Source organism: Bacillus sp. FJAT-18017 (genome assembly GCF_001278805.1).
Taxonomy (GTDB): domain Bacteria; phylum Bacillota; class Bacilli; order Bacillales; family Cytobacillaceae; genus Bacillus_D.
In genome coordinates, this window is sequence record NZ_CP012602.1 from 980,875 (window position 1) to 997,030 (window position 16,156).

Here is a 16,156-nt window from a genome sequence, read left to right on the forward strand (position 1 = left end):
ACGGGCAGGTAAAAATTATTGCGTTAATAAAGAGTTGAGAAACAGCAATGCAAGAATGTTTTCTTATTTTAACAGCCCCTAAATGAAAGTGCCCTCAAATCCCAGAGAGCACTCGTTTTATTAAAAAATCCTAAATACATTTTAATTTTTATCCAAACCTAGTGTTTGTTTCATTTTTGCAACTGCTTGATCAAGCGCCGCATCTTGAACAATCGGTTTGTCCGTATCCCACTGTTCCCCTTTAGGTAATTCGAATTGGAAACCTTTGCAATATGGTGCTGGACGGCCCATTAAATACTCAACAATTTCCTTTCCAATAAATTCTCTTGCTTCTTCAGGTGTTCGTTTCCCTGTAACGATCTCATGCATCATATTTAACGATAGGGTATTGGCACCTTCGTTATCACAGTGAACAGAGACTTCGCCTTTTGTACGATCAATTACAATACTTCCTTCAAGTCGTGCAACCAATCCTGCCTTATCTGCTGGTACATGATAATCGATAAATTGTTCAAGGACATCCGTATGTGGCTCTGGGAAATCATGTGGAACCTCATCACGGTAAGCAATGGTTCGTTTCCAAGGGCCATTATTGTACCAGATTAATCGGCTGGGAGTGACTTCATTCGGAGGGCCATAAAATTCAATGGTATTTTGGGCGGCCATTTTTGATGTAGCAGGCCATTTCTCAATAATGGTTTGTACTGATTCCACATCGACTATACCAGTTGACCCCTTATCTCCACCATTTCGGGTAGCATGGAGTTTCATATTACTGGCCATTGCTGTTGCTGCCAATTTTAATCGTGCTTCTACTGGAGCCTTACTTGCACCTGTTTGATTTAAGTTGTTAGTCATGTTGAAAAATTCCTTCTTTCCATCTTACAGTACTCTTCCCAATGCAAGGTATATTAAACAATGTTTTACTATAGGGGGGCAGGGTATAAAAATAACAAGTCCTTAGATGAAAAATAAGAATTTGCTCTCCGGGAAGTAAATTTAGTGCTTAGGAAAGGAGGGGCCACTATGGCAAATAAACAGAGCATTAATGACCATCGCTCACATAAAAATCATGCTAAACATGATGTCCAAGAAGCTGAGGGAAGTGTAGAGGATAATAGGCATGTAAACCAACTCGGTATTAGCAATCATGGAGACCAGCATGAGCATCCACACCACAATCATAACGGTCACGAACACCCTCATGACCATAATAACCATATCCATGAAGGCAGTCATACGGACCATCAACATGATCCAGCCAACCATGACCATCAAGAACATGCGGGACACGCCGATCACGCCGATCATTCAGGACATGCGGGTCATTCGGGGCATCATGCCCATATGGTATCAGACTTTAAGAAACGCTTTTGGATCTCTTTAGTAATAGCTGTACCTATTATAATTTTGTCGGATATGACTCAAATGATTTTTGGCTATGAAATCAACTTTCCGGGTGATTCGATAATCTTATTCCTTCTATCAACATTCATCTTCTTTTATGGGGGTAAACCATTTTTACAGGGTGCCTGGGATGAACTAAAGAGCAGAGCCCCGGCAATGATGACGCTAATTTCGTTGGCGATTATCACGGCCTATGTATATAGCTCACTGACAACCTTTTTTATTCAGGGCAGTGACTTCTACATGGAATTGGCCACCCTTATTGTAATCATGCTGCTTGGCCACTGGATTGAAATGAAGTCGATTATGGGTGCATCGAAGGCTTTGGAGGAACTAATTAAAATAATGCCCAAAGATGCCCATAAGATTAATGAAAATGGAGATGTCGTAGAAGTATCAGTAGATGAATTGCATCCCGGTGATAAAATACTCGTCAAGTCAGGAGAAAAAATCCCGATTGACGGCAGTATTTTTGAGGGGGAATCAACTGTTGATGAATCGATGTTAACAGGGGAATCCGTTCCCATTGAAAAGAGCCCTGGCATGGAAGCGATAGGGGGCTCTGTGAATGGATCAGGTGTATTAAAAATAACTGTTAACAAGACTGGAAAAGACACTTATCTGTCCCAGGTTATTACATTGGTCGGGGATGCGGAAACGACAAAGTCGAAAGCACAGGGATATGCGGATATTGCAGCTAAATGGCTATTTTATGTGGCGGTCGTTGCTGGTATCATTACCCTTGCCTACTGGTCCGTCACGGGTGACTTTGAATTTGCACTGGAACGTATGGTGACGGTGTTGATAATCGCTTGTCCTCATGCGCTTGGTTTGGCTGGTCCATTAGTAACATCGCGGTCGACTGCGATAGCGGCGAAAAAGGGATTATTAATCCGTAATAGGATTGCTTTCGAAGGAGCCTATAAAGTAGATCGGGTTGTTTTTGATAAAACAGGTACATTAACCGAGGGTAACTTTGGAGTAACGGATATCTTTCCTGTTGAAGGGGTAAGTGAGGAAGAACTTATAACCCTGGCTTATTCAGTTGAAACCCAATCTGAACACCCAATTGCAAAAGGGATTGTGAAGGAAGGAAAAGAACGGAATCTAGAGCTGTTTGAGGTAAAGGATTATCAAAACTTAACTGGTAAAGGTTTGACAGCTAAAGTCAATGGTGCGGAAGTCTCTGTCATAAGCCCTGGTGCTATGAAGGTAAATAATATTCTTTTTGACGAAAAGACATATGAAAGGCTGGCCGCTCAAGGCAAAACAGTCGTTTTTGTTGTGAAAGATGACAGCCTGCAAGGGATGATTGCCTTGGCTGATATCATCAGGGAGACCTCCTTTGGAGTTATCAAGGCATTGCGTGAACAAGGCATTGAAACAGTTATGATGACTGGTGATAACAGCAGGGTCGCCAATTATGTAGGTGAACAATTAGGACTTTCAAAAGTGATTGCAGAAGTATTGCCACACGAGAAATCCAACAATGTAAAAGAATTAAGAAAAGGCGGGAAGAAAGTTGCGATGATCGGAGATGGCATTAACGATGCCCCTGCTCTCGCAGAAGCAGACCTTGGTATAGCAATTGGGGCCGGGACTGATGTTGCCATTGAAACAGCAGACGTTGTTTTAGTAAATAGCAACCCAAATGATATTTTAAATATTTTCAAGCTGTCCAAGGCAACTTCCAGAAAAATGATGCAAAACCTGGTGTGGGCTGCCGGATACAACATTATTGCCATACCGCTGGCTGCGGGCGTTTTGATTAATTGGGGAATTGTTATTACACCGGCCATAGGGGCAGTGATTATGTCACTAAGTACAATTATCTGTGCAGTTAATGCCCAGTTGTTAAAAATCGATTAATGAAAGGATGATTCTAATGAAACCTAATAAATTTTTTACCACTATAACATCGCTAATTATGGCCCTGATTTTAACAGCTTGCGGTGGAAACAATGAGCCAGCACCACCAAATGATGGCGCAGATAAAAAGACGGAATCTCATGAACATATGGAAATGAACCATTCAAGTTCAGGTGAAGTTCCCGAAGAACTAGAAGTTGCAAAAGATCCAACATACCCAGTTGGAAGCAAAGCTGTTATGCATGCGAAACATATGAAGGGAATGGACGGGGCAGTCGCAACAATAGCAGGAGCCTACAATACAACAGTCTATTCAGTTTCATATACCCCAACAACTGGCGGTGAACGAGTAGAGGACCATAAATGGGTCATTCATGAGGAAATTGAAGACGCAGGCGAAGAACCATTCCAACCTGGCGACGAAGTCAAATTGAAGGCGGACCATATGAAAGGTATGGATGGAGCTGCTGCTGTTATTGATTCAGCCGAGGAAACAACGGTATATATGGTTGATTTCAAAAATACCGAAACAGGAAAAGATGTAAAGAACCATAAATGGGTTATAGAAAGTGAACTGTCGCCGAACAAATAAATTCACATAAAACATCCCCCTCTTTTAATAGCGTTGTATTTCTATTAAGAGGGGATTCTTTTATTTAATAATACAGTTTCAATTTCCTAGATTTGAAGAATGCTCATATTAAGGATTAAGAAACCTTTTGTTGAATTCCTTATTAAGCTAAAGATTGCTAGCTTTAATTGGATACAGAGCAGTTAGTTTTGCTTGTCACTCCTTGAAGGAAGTTTCATATCACCATACTTGTTTACATTATTAGCAAGCCATATATTGAAGAATGATACAACAATATCTACCCTCGATGGGCTTATTTTATTAAAAGAAAGAGGAGAATGATTTGGATAATTCGGGAGAGAAAAAAGTGACACATAGGTCAACAACGGATAAAGATCGGCTGATTGCCCGATTGAAACGGATAGAGGGGCAAGTACGCGGAATTCAAAATATGGTAGAAAATGACCGGTATTGTGTCGATATTCTGACGCAAATATCCGCAATTAATGCAGCCATGAATAAAGTAGGCCTCCATTTACTAGAAAAGCATACACAGCATTGTGTTTCTGATGCAATAAAAGATGGGAATGGAGAAGAGGCAATTGAGGAATTAATGGAAGTGTTTAAACGGTTTTCTAAGTCACAATAGATGTCAGCCATCGGGAGCTGGTATTATTTTTATGCACTTAGATACAGTAGAGGGGTATTGTGTTTTTTATTCGGAGAGCATAAACAATTATCACTTTTTTGTTGAATTCCTTAAACTGAAGAAGTTTAATAAGAAGGATTGAAATAGCCTTTTATAGAAGTTATTCCCAAACGGATTTAGGGAGGAAATAGTATGTTTTTTGAGTTGACGTATCAGGTTCGTGTTACAGATATGATAGAAGGACATAAGTGGTATCAAACATTTTTGAAAAAGGCTCCTGATTTTATCCCGCACGATGGATTTGCTGAGTGGGAGGTTGTGCCTGGATGTTGGTTACAAGTGGCTGAAGGAACACCTTCTTCAGGCAGCGGGCCTCTTCGTTTGGCTGTTAAGGATTTAGAAGCGGAAAAATTATGGTTAGTTCGTGAATTACAAGTTGAGGACTTTGAAGTGTTTTCTCGGGAGGAAGTCCCAGTAAAGTGGTGCACCTTTTCTGATCCCTGGGGGAACCGTATTGGTTTATTTGAGTACATAGACAAGAAGGAAGAAAGTAAACGGATTGATACTATTCTAGGTAAAGTAGAGATTTAATCCCAACAGAGGCAGGTAAAGAGTTTAACTTTACCTGTCTTTAATTTGTTTAAACCCAGCAAATCCTATTACACTGACCGGTACAAAAATCTAGCTATTGTGAAAACAGTTTTTTTATTGTGCAAACCGTGCAGGATACTGGAAGAAAGGGGGCGAACTAACTTAGATTTATTTTGGCAAAAATCTTAGTAATAGAGGGAGTTTTGTTAAAATAGACCGGCCGAATTTTTAATGGTATTTATTGGTTACCATGTTAAAATAAAACTAATAAAATACTAATCGGGGATGGTTGACTGGGGAATGAATTATAAAAATGCTGTGAAGGTTCTAGCTGTTATATTCTTTTTTTATCTTTGTTTTTCTTATGGTCCAGTAGTACTAAGTGGAGCATTGGGACAGGAAAAAGACCCGTTAAAACATCTAGTTGCTGTTACCAAACTTAAATTTGCTTTCAGTGATCTTGAAAAAATAAGAGAAACAGATGACGGCAATGTTGTCTATCTTTCGGAAACCAAGCTTTTAAAAGAAGACTTTGGCATCGTTAAAAAGACTTTAAATGAAAACGGATGGAAATTTAGAGAGCAATTGGGCGCCGGACTGGTTTTTGAAAAAGGTGGGGAAGAGTTATACATCATTACTGAACCGTACTCAAGTGTTTATTACTCGTGGGAACTTCCAAAGTCCGCCCTTAAGGAAAATTAGAAAATTTTTTTAAGGGTGCTCTGTTGGAGGTACTGGTTTAATGGAGTTTGTCCTGAAAAATTGAAAAACTGTCCTGCATAATTTGGGAAATGTCCTGTATTTTTCGGTAAATGTCCTGTATATCGTAAAATCTGTCATGAATATTTTAAAACGTGTCCTAAAAGGCATCAACTTTTTTAAGGTTGCTCTGTTGATCTCAGTTAATTCGGGGTGGAATAGAGTATGTCCTGAAAAATTGGATATTAAGGGGGCTCCTATGAAATTTAAAGAAGTTATAAAGGGTTCATTTGTAATAGTAGGTTACAGTGCTGCTGGAAAGTGGGATGGTGATATTGTCTATCCGATTCCGCAATTATGGGATAGAGCTAAAAACGTTCTTGATGACAATATCAATGAGTTAGTCGGGGTGTGCCTGCCTCCAAGAAGCGATCATTACTTTTATACATGTGGGATTGAAATCGAATCTGTTGATTATTCTAAGGTAGAAAAGGGGATGACATTGCATACCTTTCCTGAACAAAAATATGTTGTATTTAAACATATTGGTCCCTCCAAGAAAATTCCAAACACCTATTGGGAGCTGTGGAAGGTTTTCGATGAGGAAGGATATGCAATAAAAGTGGGCATGCCTGAAATTGAAATCGTGAAAACCAATATGATTGGAAAAGAAGAAAGCGAAGAATATGAGATGGAAATATGGGTTCCGGTTCTATGAAACAAATCAGAATTTAGATTAATCTCTTGATCTTGAAGTGTGATTAATCTTTAAAGAATTGCAGTGCGCCAATCTCCTTTAATTGTTACTGAAACAGTGGCGGCAAGGCCAGTAGCTAAACAGCTAGGAGGAAATAAAGTGGATCCTATGGACATGTCGTTTCCTGAATTATACTACCATCTTGCGGCAGCTCCTTTGTATATTTTTAAGCTGATATTCTGTATTGGCTTTTTAATCTATTCCCGCAAAGACAAAGGATGCTTCTTTTTAATCCCCAAAATTTACTGTGTAGTTTTTATTCTCAATTATTTCGTTGCGCTTTATTTTCGCTTCTTTTATTACTAAATTTTACTCGGAAAACTGACAGTAGAAGGGGGATGATTCCTGTCCTTATCTTAACAGTGGTAAGTATTATTTTAAATATAGCCATTATCCTGTATATCCTTTTTACCCTGTCGACTATTAAGTTTGAGGTAAGGCGTATTGCCAAGCATTTAAACATAAAGGACGACAACACCATGAACAGCGAAGAAGAATACGTCAGTAACGATGAAATTGAAAAGCAACTCGAAATGATGAACAATGGTAAAGAAGGGGAGAGCCGCTGATGTGCGGCTATCCCTTTTGTCTTTTTATGGCTTTTAACCGTGAAGTGAAACGTATGAGTGTTTACTGTATTATCTTGTTCAGCCACATGATCGTTCAGTATGGTTTGGGCTTCCTTTAGTTGTTGCACAGACTGGAATCCCTTTTGAGAAAGACACTGAACAAGGACAGGGGTTAGGTCTAGGCCTAGCCGTGTTACTTCAGTGCTTTCGGGGGTTGCGTAGCAAAAATCCGTCCCCCTAGAGAAAAGGATTGAAGCGGGATTTCAGCTGTATTCGAGAAGGAATGAAACTCAATCTCTCCATTGGCGAGACCTCCAATTGATATTGACTGTCACTAGCGGATTAGTGCTATTCGGATGTCACGAAGAAGGATTTGACATAGATTGTCCGAAATATCGGACAACCCTCTAGCAATCTCAATTGCTTGTTCCCCATTTTCCTGACTGCCTGTAATCGCAACAAAGCCAGTATTATCCCCTAAAACCTGAAACTGGCTATTGCATTTGACTACAACCACCAATTCGTAGAATGCGGTAAAATCCTAGGGATTGATGTACTGGACCATGTTATTGTAAATGCAGACCGAGTATTACAGCATGAAAGAAAAGGGATATATCTGAATCAGAGAGGGAGAGCAATCTCCCTTTTTTCTCATTTTGTATATAGCATACATAGTTATATTATATTGTAAATCTGTATACAATTTGTTTCTTACCGAGCTCTCTTGATCTATTTTATTCCATTTCCTGAGGACTCCTTATATAAATGATTTTCTAATCATTTTTTAATAATTCTCTAACTATCTATTAGTTTTTGGATAGTACATTACATAGTAATACATGTATATTTGGAGGAATTATTAATGAAAGTTGTAATTGTACCGTCAGGATTTAAAGAATGTCTAGATGCTGAGGAAGTCGCTTTAGCCATGGCACGAGGAGTGAGGAATTTTGATCCGTCTATTGATTTTGAAGTGATTCCGATGATTGATGGAGGAGAAGGCTTTGCAAAAACGATCATTAACATAAAAGGTGGAGAATTAATTTATAAAAAGGTGACAGGGCCAGTCGGCAAGAGGATCAAAAGTCATTTTGGTATTTTTGTAGAAAATGGTAAACGTACTGCTGTCATTGAAATGGCAGCGGTAGCTGGATTAAAGTTAGTACCCCGTAATCAAAGGAACCCTTTAAAAACAACGACCTAAGGGGTAGGAGAGTTAATCCTCGCTGCGCTTGATGTAGGGGTTGACAATATTTTAATCGGTTGTGGGGATTCTGGTACATCAGATGGTGGAGCAGGAATGGCGCAAGCTTTAGGAGTTCTTTTCTTGGACAAGAAACAACAAATCGTCGAAATCAAGGGTGGAGAAGATTTGTTAAAGGTGAATTCTATCGTGACGACTCATATAGATAGACGATTACAGGACGTTTCTATTAATGTTGCGTGTAACTGGAAGAATATTTTATGTGGAGAAGAAGGCGTTGCACGTGTATTTGGACCTCAAAAAGGAGCGACTCCAAAACAAGTTGAGCAATTATCATTAGCGTTAGAACACTATGCGTCTTTAATTCAAGAAGCATTGGGGATTAATGTTCGTTCGTTGCCGGGCAGCGGTGCATCTGGTGGATTAGGTGCAGGACTAATTGCATTTACAGGAGCCATATTACATCCACGATTCGATATAATTACGGAATATATAAATATAGAAGAAAAAATTTTAACAGCGGATATTGTGTTCACTGCAGAAGGCAGTTTGGATTTCCAAACCCCAAATGGAAAAATTCCTGCAGAGGTTGCAAGAATTGCAAAGAAATATGATATTCCGGTAATTGCCATTACTGGAACAATCGGTAAAGGAGCAGATTTAAACTATCATGCAGGGATAGATGCCTATAGTAGTATTATTCCAAAACCAACATCTTTGGAGAATGCAATAAAAAAAGCACCGAAATGGATAGAAGAAAGTACGGAGTCAGTATTACGACAAGTTTCGATTGGTTGGGAAATGGCACAAAGAAGGAATCTTTTAGAAAGCGTTTACTAAAAATGATAATAAGAATAGAGAAACAAGCTGAAAAGAATAACAGAATCAAACAGTGGATCAATCAATTATCGACGAGGTCATTAGTGATTGTCAGCTTACATGTCCTAATCTTAGTCTTCATCGTAATGATTGATGGTCTGGACTATGATGCAAAGATATCCTTGTTTGCCTTTTTATCAGCAATGACGTTATGGATCACCACTAAAATACCGGCTGGATTTGTGGCTATTTCACTTATTATGTTCATTGTTATAATGGGTGCAGAAAACCCTAGTTTGTTATATGATTCGTTATCTGAAGAAGTCGTATGGTTAATGGTAGGCTCTTTTATTGTGGGTGAAGCTGTTAAGCAGTCCCAGTTAGTAGAACGATTAACCGGATTTATATTGAGAAAGTTTCAAAAAAAAAGTAATGTGCTCCTTGGGGTAAGTTCGATTTTATTTGCATCCGTATTTTTCATTCCTTCTACCTCAGGTCGAGCAGCGTTATCAATGCCTATCATTCAACAGCTGAGTATAAAATTTTCAACTAAAGAACAAAAAGTGTTGGCTATTTTAGCTCCTGTGATCATTTTAATGAGTACATCAGCCACTTTAATAGGGGCAGGTTCTCATTTAATAGGAATTGGTTTACTTGAAAGCACGGTCGATCAAACGATTTCTTTTAGCAGGTGGTTTATTTTAGGAGTGCCATTTGCGATAGTAATTTCACTAGTATCATTGGTTATAATAAAATGGATCTTGTGGCCAAAAAATGAAAAAACAGAAAACGTACAAATGGAAGAAAAAATGATGGTAAAACTGCCGATTAATAGAAAAGAAAAAAAGATCATCATTTTGATTTCATTGTTAATCGCAGGTTGGATGACTGAAAGGATACATGGCTATGATATCGCATTTATTACGATGATCGGTGCAATACTAGTTATGACACCGAATTATGGAATGATTAGTTGGAAACAAGGTATGAAGTCAGTATCTTGGAATTTAATTCTGTTTGTCGCTGCAGCAACGGCACTTGGAAAAGTGTTAGTGGATACAGGTGCAGTAAAATTTATCGAAACGAAAATGCTTCATGTTCTATATTTGTTTGTAGGTGCACCAGAATGGCTGCTTGTACTGACCATCCTGTTGTTAACCGTTTCAAGCCATTTGTATATTACATCACATACAACACGGGCCATCGTTTTTATCCCAAGTTTAATATTATTTAGTGAAACGATAGGGGTTAACCCTTCGACGGTTGTCTTTTTAAGTTTAATAGGCATGAACTATTGTGTGACCGTTCCTGTCAGTTCGAAAGCCTTACTCCTGTTTTATGAGGAAGGTGAAATTTCATATGATGCTAGTAATCTAATAAAAATAAGTGCCATACTCATGCCTCTTTATATATTTATCATGATCTTGTTCTACTTCACTTATTGGCAGTGGATGGGGTTACACTTATAAAGTGAAATTTCAATCAGTGGGGGTTTTACCTAAAGGTATGACCTACGGCCCTCTTTATCCCCCACTGATTGTTAGTCCCACAAGGGAATGACCGAAATGCCCTTGAACCAATCGGGCTTTTACTTGCAGTTGATCCCCCACTTATCCTTTTAATTTTTTTCAAATTCTTGAAGTGGGGGTCTTACTGCCAGTTAATGCGGGATTAATCAGGAGGTGAAAGAATGGATAGTCACATATTAATTATTGAAGACGATGAGGGGATTGCGCGAGCGATTCAACTAGAATTAGAACATGCAGGTTATCAAGTAAGTATTGCGTATACGGGTAAAGAAGGACTATCCATTTTGGAGAAAGAACAAATTGATTTAGTTCTTTTAGATGTCATGATACCTGAATTAAATGGAATGGAAGTGTTAAGACGAATTCGCCGTGAGAATAACGAGATGGTGATTATTATGTTGACGGCACGTGATTCCGTTTACGATAAAGTAAGCGGATTAGATTTAGGTGCGAATGATTATATGACCAAACCATTTGAAATCGAGGAATTGCTTGCACGAATCCGCTCTAATCTTCGGTTTAAGCCTAAGCGTGAAAAAAGGGATGATTCTGGTGTTTACCATATTCACTCCATTTCGATTCAAACAAATACGAGAGAAGTGTTTAAAAACGACTGTATGGTAGATTTGACACCGCGGGAGTATGATCTCCTGTTTTATTTAGTTAAGAACAAAAATCGTGCACTTGAGCGTGAACAGATTTTAAATGAAGTATGGGGAATGGATTATTATGGTGATAAACATGCTGTAGATGTGTATATTCGATATTTGAGAAAAAAATTAACTGACGCGAAGGACGAACCATTTATTCAAACCGTTCGCGGTGTCGGTTATATGATTAAGGATGAATGATGAGATTAAGAACACGTATTCAACTATCGATGGCTGTTGTATTAATGGTACTCATTACGGCCAATACATCGATTTATTTTATTTTCAAAAATTCCGTGATTACTTCTGAAATGAATCGATTAACCAATAAAATAGTAAATACCCTTAAAGAACTCAATACCCATTCCAATTTATCGATGGAACAAGTGTTGCAGGCCTATTTAATTAGTAACGGTATGATTCGTGTTGTGAATAGCAGCCACAATCCTATTATTCAAGTGACAACGAACAATGACTATTTGAATATACCTAGTAAATATGACGATGATCAATTTGAGGAAGTAGTCCAATATAAAGATTCCATGTATGTGGTCGTTTCCATCCCAACCATTAATGAGAACGGAGCAATTGTAAATTTACAAGTTGTTGAGAATGTCGATGCTCTATTTGCTAACATTAATGAATTAAAATGGGTGTTTATATATACAACGATGATTGTCATTATTATATTTTCTTTAATCAGCAGGTTTTTAGGGCGTATGATTTCGTTTCCCATTAAACGTCTGACTCAAACGATGAATTTAATTGAAAAAGATGGATCATTTGAAAAAATATCGATTGCGCATCATACGAAAGACGAATTATCTGAAATGGCCATGACATTTAATCGAATGATTACAAGGTTAGAAAAAAGTTACATAAAGCAGGAACAGTTGGTCTCAGATGCTTCTCACGAACTGAAGACACCTTTAACGGTCATTGATATTTATGTGAAAATATTAAAACGTTGGGGGAAAGAGCGTCCTGATATATTAGAAGAAGCCATTGACTCCATTGGGGCTGAATCAAGCCGTATGAAATATTTAACGGAGCAATTGCTGCTATTAGCAAAATCTGAAGAATGTATTGAAAATGAAAAATGCAAAGTTAACATTGTACCCCTCGTCGAGAAGACGATTCGGCGATTACAGCAAGCTTTTAAGCATGAGATTTATTTAAAAAATGATCAGCGAGAGATTCTTTTGTATATACATGAACCTAGTTTTGTTCAAGTTCTTGTTATTTTGTTAGATAATGCAAAAAAATATAGTGATGATGATATTAAGGTAGAGTTAACAGAATGGGAAGAAAGTGTAAGCATTAAGGTGATGGATAAAGGGGTAGGAATACCATTTGAGGCCCAAGCACATGTCTTTGATCGATTATATCGTGTGGATAAAGCAAGAAGCCGAAAAACAGGAGGATCAGGTTTGGGGCTATCAATTGCAAAGCGAATAGTGGACCAACACAATGGTCATATCACCCTTGAAAGTGTTGAAGGTTGTGGGGCGACTTTTACTGTCACATTGCCAAAAAACGGGGGTGTAGTAACATGAAATTAAAAGTCTGTCTTATTGCGTTTATCATTTTAGGCTTATCTTATTCATTGTTTCTCATTTTTATTAAAGATAATCCTAGGACGATTTCACAAAAAGAAGCTGAAGAAATCGTTGCTAATTTTTACGGAGGAAAGGTAGTAAAGGCAAAGCTAGAACAAGAGAGTGGCAACTATCAACTGATGTTTGAAAATGAGAAAGGGGTTTATAAAGTTTCAGTTGATAGTGAAACGAAGAAAATCAGTAATATACGGCTTGTTGAACAAAAAGAAGACTTGGTTACACTTGAAGAAGCCAAAAAAAATATAGAGAAACAATTAGGTACCCAGGTTAATCAAATAAAAGAAGTGAAGAAAGAAGGGCAACCTTTCGTAGAGGCAACAGTTGAGAAAGATAATAAACATTATCGCATTGAATATGATTTAAAAGAGAAAACCATTGTATCGAATACCGAGGTAATGAGTAATGGAAGCAAACCACTAAATATATCAGAACAGAAAGCAAAAGATATTGCATTACAACAAATTCACGGTAAAATCACAGATTTATCCATTGTAAATAATCAAAATGGAAAGCACTATAAAGTGACAGTGGATGATTATTCAGAAGGTGCCTATGTATATGTTCAAGCACATACAGGAAAAGTATCATCCATTTCATGGTATACGGAACAACCAGACGATGCTGATGATAATAGTATGGATGAGGCCGATGACGATGATGAAAGTAATGACTAGGTACGAAATTATTTGTCCTTAAATGCATGTTCCTGTATAAGTCCACCATTTAATTCTTTCATGATTTAAGGTTTTGAGACGCAAAAAACATAGAAACCTCCTAAAGTACACTTAGGTGTACAAATGTGGCAGGATTGTGAATAACGCCGATAAATTTTGAATTAAGTCCGATATAATTTTAGTTAAGGGCGATAAATTTGCAGATAAAGGCGATAAATTTTTTGTTCAGGGCTATAAGTATAGCGTTCACCCGCCGCATCGTGGAACAACACAGTGAAAAAGAGAAGGAGTGACAGGCACCTAGGCGAACTGTCATTTTAAAGGGGTGAAGAGCTGGAAACTATCATAGAGCAGCTAGCTGAAATAAATAATGAATTAGGCAATCCCTTCCCATATAGTGATATTTATAAAGTGCTAGAAGATTTTAAAAATGAATTTTTGTCTTTATCAGAGGACGAGGACTTTCTAATTGGTGATTTTAATACTTATTGTATGAATATAGCTGGAACTCTAAGTTATGTTTTAGGAGGTAAAATAAATAAAATCCCACAAGGTCAAATTGAGATGCTGAAGGAGTCTTTTTTTGATTTTTATAAACAGTATAAGTTTTTGGAGGAGAAAGTTGAAAACTATAACGAATTTTTTCAGGAATATAAAAACTTTGAACGAGCACGAAGGTTGTTATTAACCTTGTTCTCAAATTAGGTGGGGATGTACATTTGAAATTTGAAAATACTATTAAAACAGAAGACGAATTACGAGCACTTATTGGTTTTCCAAGTGAATTAGCAAATAACAAAGCCATTACATATCTTGATAAAAATTGTGTAGAGTTTATATCGAAATCACCCTTTTTGGTTATATCAACTTCGGATGAATTCGGCTATTGTGATGTTTCGCCAAGAGGTGATCAGGCTGGATTTGTACATATTGTAAGTGAGAAACAGTTAGTGATACCTGAAAGGCCGGGAAATAAAAGAATCGATTCAATGCGGAATATCTTATCCAATCCAAGAATTGGCCTTCTCTTTTTGATTCCCGGGCTGGGTGAAACGTTGAGAGTGAATGGTAAAGCCACTTTGGTAAAAGATGATGAACTACTTCAGAAGATGGCGTTCAATGGAAAAAGGCCGCTTCTGGGCATCGGTGTTGAGGTAGAAGAATGTTTTATTCATTGTGCAAAAGCCTTTAAACGTTCGGGGGTATGGGAACCTAATTCGTGGACGGATAAAGCCTTGTTGCCATCGGCTGCTAAAGCAATATTTGAGCACGCTAAACTCCCTAATACAAGTCTAGAATCCATTCAGGAAAGGCTTGAAGAAGGTTATTCCAAGAGGCTTTATTGAGTAAGTTGATAATGAAATGCCCCTCCCATTGAAGTGAATAAACGGGTTTACTTCAGAGGTGCAAACATAGTAAAACACATAGGGGAAAACGCACTTGAATTTACAGTGCGTTTTCTATTGATTTATCAACATTGTAACGAATTTCAGCCGCTCATTTCGTCCGAATTCACATAGTAAATCACAGGTTATGAAATAATTATTGGGGGTGTGAATTCTTACGCTAACGAGTTCAATAGGAGTAAAGTAATGTCTTGATGAAATAAATAAAAAACAGACAGAAAAAATGATATATTTCTGTCTTTTTTAGTCTTAAAATGAATATGATTGGCCATCAATTGGTACTAACACATTAGACGCAATCCCTTTTTCATTAATAAAGTTCTTCAATTCTTCTCTGGATAGCCCCCAGTGGTTCACTGCTTCCATATGGACAGCAATAATTTTTGCATCAGGGGCAGTATTATGCACTTCATATACATCATCTTTCCCCATGACAAGAGGACCACCTACAAGGAATTGATTATATCCTGCATTGGCCACAATGATTTCGGGTTTATGTGCATCGATGATTTCTTGAACTGCTTCATACCATACTGTATCACCAGTAAAATATATTATTTTCTCATTTGAGTGTTTAAAGACAACGCCACACACTTCACCAGCATGCTTTAAGATTTCACCTCTACCATGTTCGCCTTTTGTTTTAATTAATTGGATTCCTTCAAATACTGTATCCTCTTCTAAAACCTCTACATTTTTGAAACCAGCGTTGCCAATTTCCGTTGCATCTTCATGATTTTGGGCAAATATTTTAATTTCTTTTGGTAATGCTTCTTTTGCAGCATCATCCCAATGGTCGGAATGCAGATGAGTGACAATGACAGCATCGATATTAGATATAATATTGTCCATGGATGTCGGTAGGCTTACCAAAGGATTATTTTGGTCTTCTCTTGGTGCAGGGGGTAAACCCACACCTGTTCCAAAAGGAGGCATAGTTCCTTTTTCCGCTAACATCGGATCAATTAAAAACCTTTTCCCTGCATATTCTACAACCGCTGTTGCATTACGAATGTGATGTATATTCATATATATGAAACTCTCCTTTTCTTTTTTTTGATTTGAAACACTTATTTAGTTTAAACTATGACCAACTAACGAATACATGGGCTAAATAAAGTCTTTCGGCAGTTTCACTTTATT

The 16,156-nt window shown here is 37.8% G+C and carries 15 protein-coding genes and 1 pseudogene; 14 read left to right on the top strand and 2 right to left on the bottom strand.

Going from position 1 to position 16,156, the window contains the following annotated elements:
• Positions 1-141 precede the first annotated feature (141 nt).
• Positions 142-858, bottom strand: coding sequence for a hypothetical protein (locus AM500_RS04540; protein ID WP_053598152.1), 717 nt, complete (start codon positions 856-858; stop codon positions 142-144).
• Positions 859-1,026: 168 nt separating this feature from the next.
• Between AM500_RS04540 and AM500_RS04545 the strand changes: the two genes are divergently transcribed.
• From AM500_RS04545 to AM500_RS04615, 14 genes and pseudogenes are all read left to right on the top strand, one after another.
• Positions 1,027-3,276 carry a copper-translocating P-type ATPase gene (locus tag AM500_RS04545; protein WP_082347132.1) on the top strand — a complete coding sequence of 750 codons (2,250 nt, stop codon included), beginning with the start codon at positions 1,027-1,029 and terminating at the stop codon, positions 3,274-3,276.
• 16 nt (positions 3,277-3,292) lie between these two features.
• Complete coding sequence (locus tag AM500_RS04550) at positions 3,293-3,868, top strand: YdhK family protein (protein WP_053598153.1); 576 nt, start codon at positions 3,293-3,295, stop codon at positions 3,866-3,868.
• A 322-nt stretch (positions 3,869-4,190) separates the two neighbouring features.
• The gene (locus tag AM500_RS04555) at positions 4,191-4,496 is read left to right on the top strand and encodes a metal-sensing transcriptional repressor (protein WP_053598154.1); all 306 of its coding nucleotides are present in this window, start codon (positions 4,191-4,193) and stop codon (positions 4,494-4,496) included.
• A gap of 192 nt (positions 4,497-4,688) precedes the next feature.
• Positions 4,689-5,087, top strand: coding sequence for a VOC family protein (locus tag AM500_RS04560; RefSeq protein WP_053598155.1), 399 nt, complete (start codon positions 4,689-4,691; stop codon positions 5,085-5,087).
• A gap of 300 nt (positions 5,088-5,387) precedes the next feature.
• The gene (locus AM500_RS04565) at positions 5,388-5,789 is read left to right on the top strand and encodes a hypothetical protein (protein ID WP_053598156.1); all 402 of its coding nucleotides are present in this window, start codon (positions 5,388-5,390) and stop codon (positions 5,787-5,789) included.
• A gap of 256 nt (positions 5,790-6,045) precedes the next feature.
• Positions 6,046-6,504, top strand: a complete 459-nt coding sequence (locus AM500_RS04570) for a GyrI-like domain-containing protein (protein ID WP_053598157.1) — start codon at positions 6,046-6,048, stop codon at positions 6,502-6,504.
• Positions 6,505-6,881: 377 nt separating this feature from the next.
• On the top strand, positions 6,882-7,112 hold the full coding sequence (locus AM500_RS04580) for a hypothetical protein (protein WP_053598159.1): 231 nt from the start codon (positions 6,882-6,884) through the stop codon (positions 7,110-7,112).
• Between the two features lie 862 nt (positions 7,113-7,974).
• A pseudogene (locus AM500_RS04585) lies at positions 7,975-9,156 on the top strand (glycerate kinase family protein).
• Positions 9,157-9,239: 83 nt separating this feature from the next.
• On the top strand, positions 9,240-10,604 hold the full coding sequence (locus tag AM500_RS04590) for an SLC13 family permease (RefSeq protein ID WP_231688107.1): 1,365 nt from the start codon (positions 9,240-9,242) through the stop codon (positions 10,602-10,604).
• Positions 10,605-10,825: 221 nt separating this feature from the next.
• Entirely contained in the window at positions 10,826-11,515 is a 690-nt protein-coding gene (locus tag AM500_RS04595; RefSeq protein WP_053598161.1) for a response regulator transcription factor, read from the top strand.
• Complete coding sequence (locus AM500_RS04600; RefSeq protein WP_082347133.1) at positions 11,512-12,870, top strand: HAMP domain-containing sensor histidine kinase; 1,359 nt, start codon at positions 11,512-11,514, stop codon at positions 12,868-12,870. Before AM500_RS04595 ends, AM500_RS04600 begins: the two co-directional genes overlap by 4 nt.
• Complete coding sequence (locus AM500_RS04605; RefSeq protein ID WP_053598163.1) at positions 12,867-13,607, top strand: PepSY domain-containing protein; 741 nt, start codon at positions 12,867-12,869, stop codon at positions 13,605-13,607. The genes AM500_RS04600 and AM500_RS04605 overlap by 4 nt, the downstream gene beginning before the upstream one ends.
• A 363-nt stretch (positions 13,608-13,970) precedes the next feature.
• The gene (locus tag AM500_RS04610; RefSeq protein WP_442854003.1) at positions 13,971-14,312 is read left to right on the top strand and encodes a YxiJ family protein; all 342 of its coding nucleotides are present in this window, start codon (positions 13,971-13,973) and stop codon (positions 14,310-14,312) included.
• A gap of 14 nt (positions 14,313-14,326) precedes the next feature.
• Positions 14,327-14,953: a pyridoxamine 5'-phosphate oxidase family protein gene (locus AM500_RS04615; RefSeq protein ID WP_053598165.1), complete on the top strand. Its 627-nt coding sequence runs from the start codon at positions 14,327-14,329 to the stop codon at positions 14,951-14,953.
• A 309-nt stretch (positions 14,954-15,262) separates the two neighbouring features.
• Here the strand turns inward: AM500_RS04615 and AM500_RS04620 are convergent, their stop codons facing one another.
• On the bottom strand, positions 15,263-16,042 hold the full coding sequence (locus AM500_RS04620) for an MBL fold metallo-hydrolase (protein WP_053598166.1): 780 nt from the start codon (positions 16,040-16,042) through the stop codon (positions 15,263-15,265).
• Positions 16,043-16,156: the final 114 nt, after the last annotated feature.

Bases quoted from the DNA above. Each gene is read 5' to 3' on its own strand.
- AM500_RS04605 (WP_053598163.1), top strand. From the start codon at position 12,867: ATGAAATTAAAAGTCTGTCTTATTGCGTTTATCATTTTAGGCTTATCT.
- AM500_RS04620 (WP_053598166.1), bottom strand. From the start codon at position 16,042: ATGAATATACATCACATTCGTAATGCAACAGCGGTTGTAGAATATGCA.
- AM500_RS04565 (WP_053598156.1), top strand. From the start codon at position 5,388: ATGAATTATAAAAATGCTGTGAAGGTTCTAGCTGTTATATTCTTTTTT.
- AM500_RS04600 (WP_082347133.1), top strand. From the start codon at position 11,512: ATGATGAGATTAAGAACACGTATTCAACTATCGATGGCTGTTGTATTA.
- AM500_RS04570 (WP_053598157.1), top strand. From the start codon at position 6,046: ATGAAATTTAAAGAAGTTATAAAGGGTTCATTTGTAATAGTAGGTTAC.
- AM500_RS04545 (WP_082347132.1), top strand. From the start codon at position 1,027: ATGGCAAATAAACAGAGCATTAATGACCATCGCTCACATAAAAATCAT.
- AM500_RS04595 (WP_053598161.1), top strand. From the start codon at position 10,826: ATGGATAGTCACATATTAATTATTGAAGACGATGAGGGGATTGCGCGA.
- AM500_RS04560 (WP_053598155.1), top strand. From the start codon at position 4,689: ATGTTTTTTGAGTTGACGTATCAGGTTCGTGTTACAGATATGATAGAA.
- AM500_RS04580 (WP_053598159.1), top strand. From the start codon at position 6,882: ATGATTCCTGTCCTTATCTTAACAGTGGTAAGTATTATTTTAAATATA.
- AM500_RS04540 (WP_053598152.1), bottom strand. From the start codon at position 858: ATGACTAACAACTTAAATCAAACAGGTGCAAGTAAGGCTCCAGTAGAA.
- AM500_RS04550 (WP_053598153.1), top strand. From the start codon at position 3,293: ATGAAACCTAATAAATTTTTTACCACTATAACATCGCTAATTATGGCC.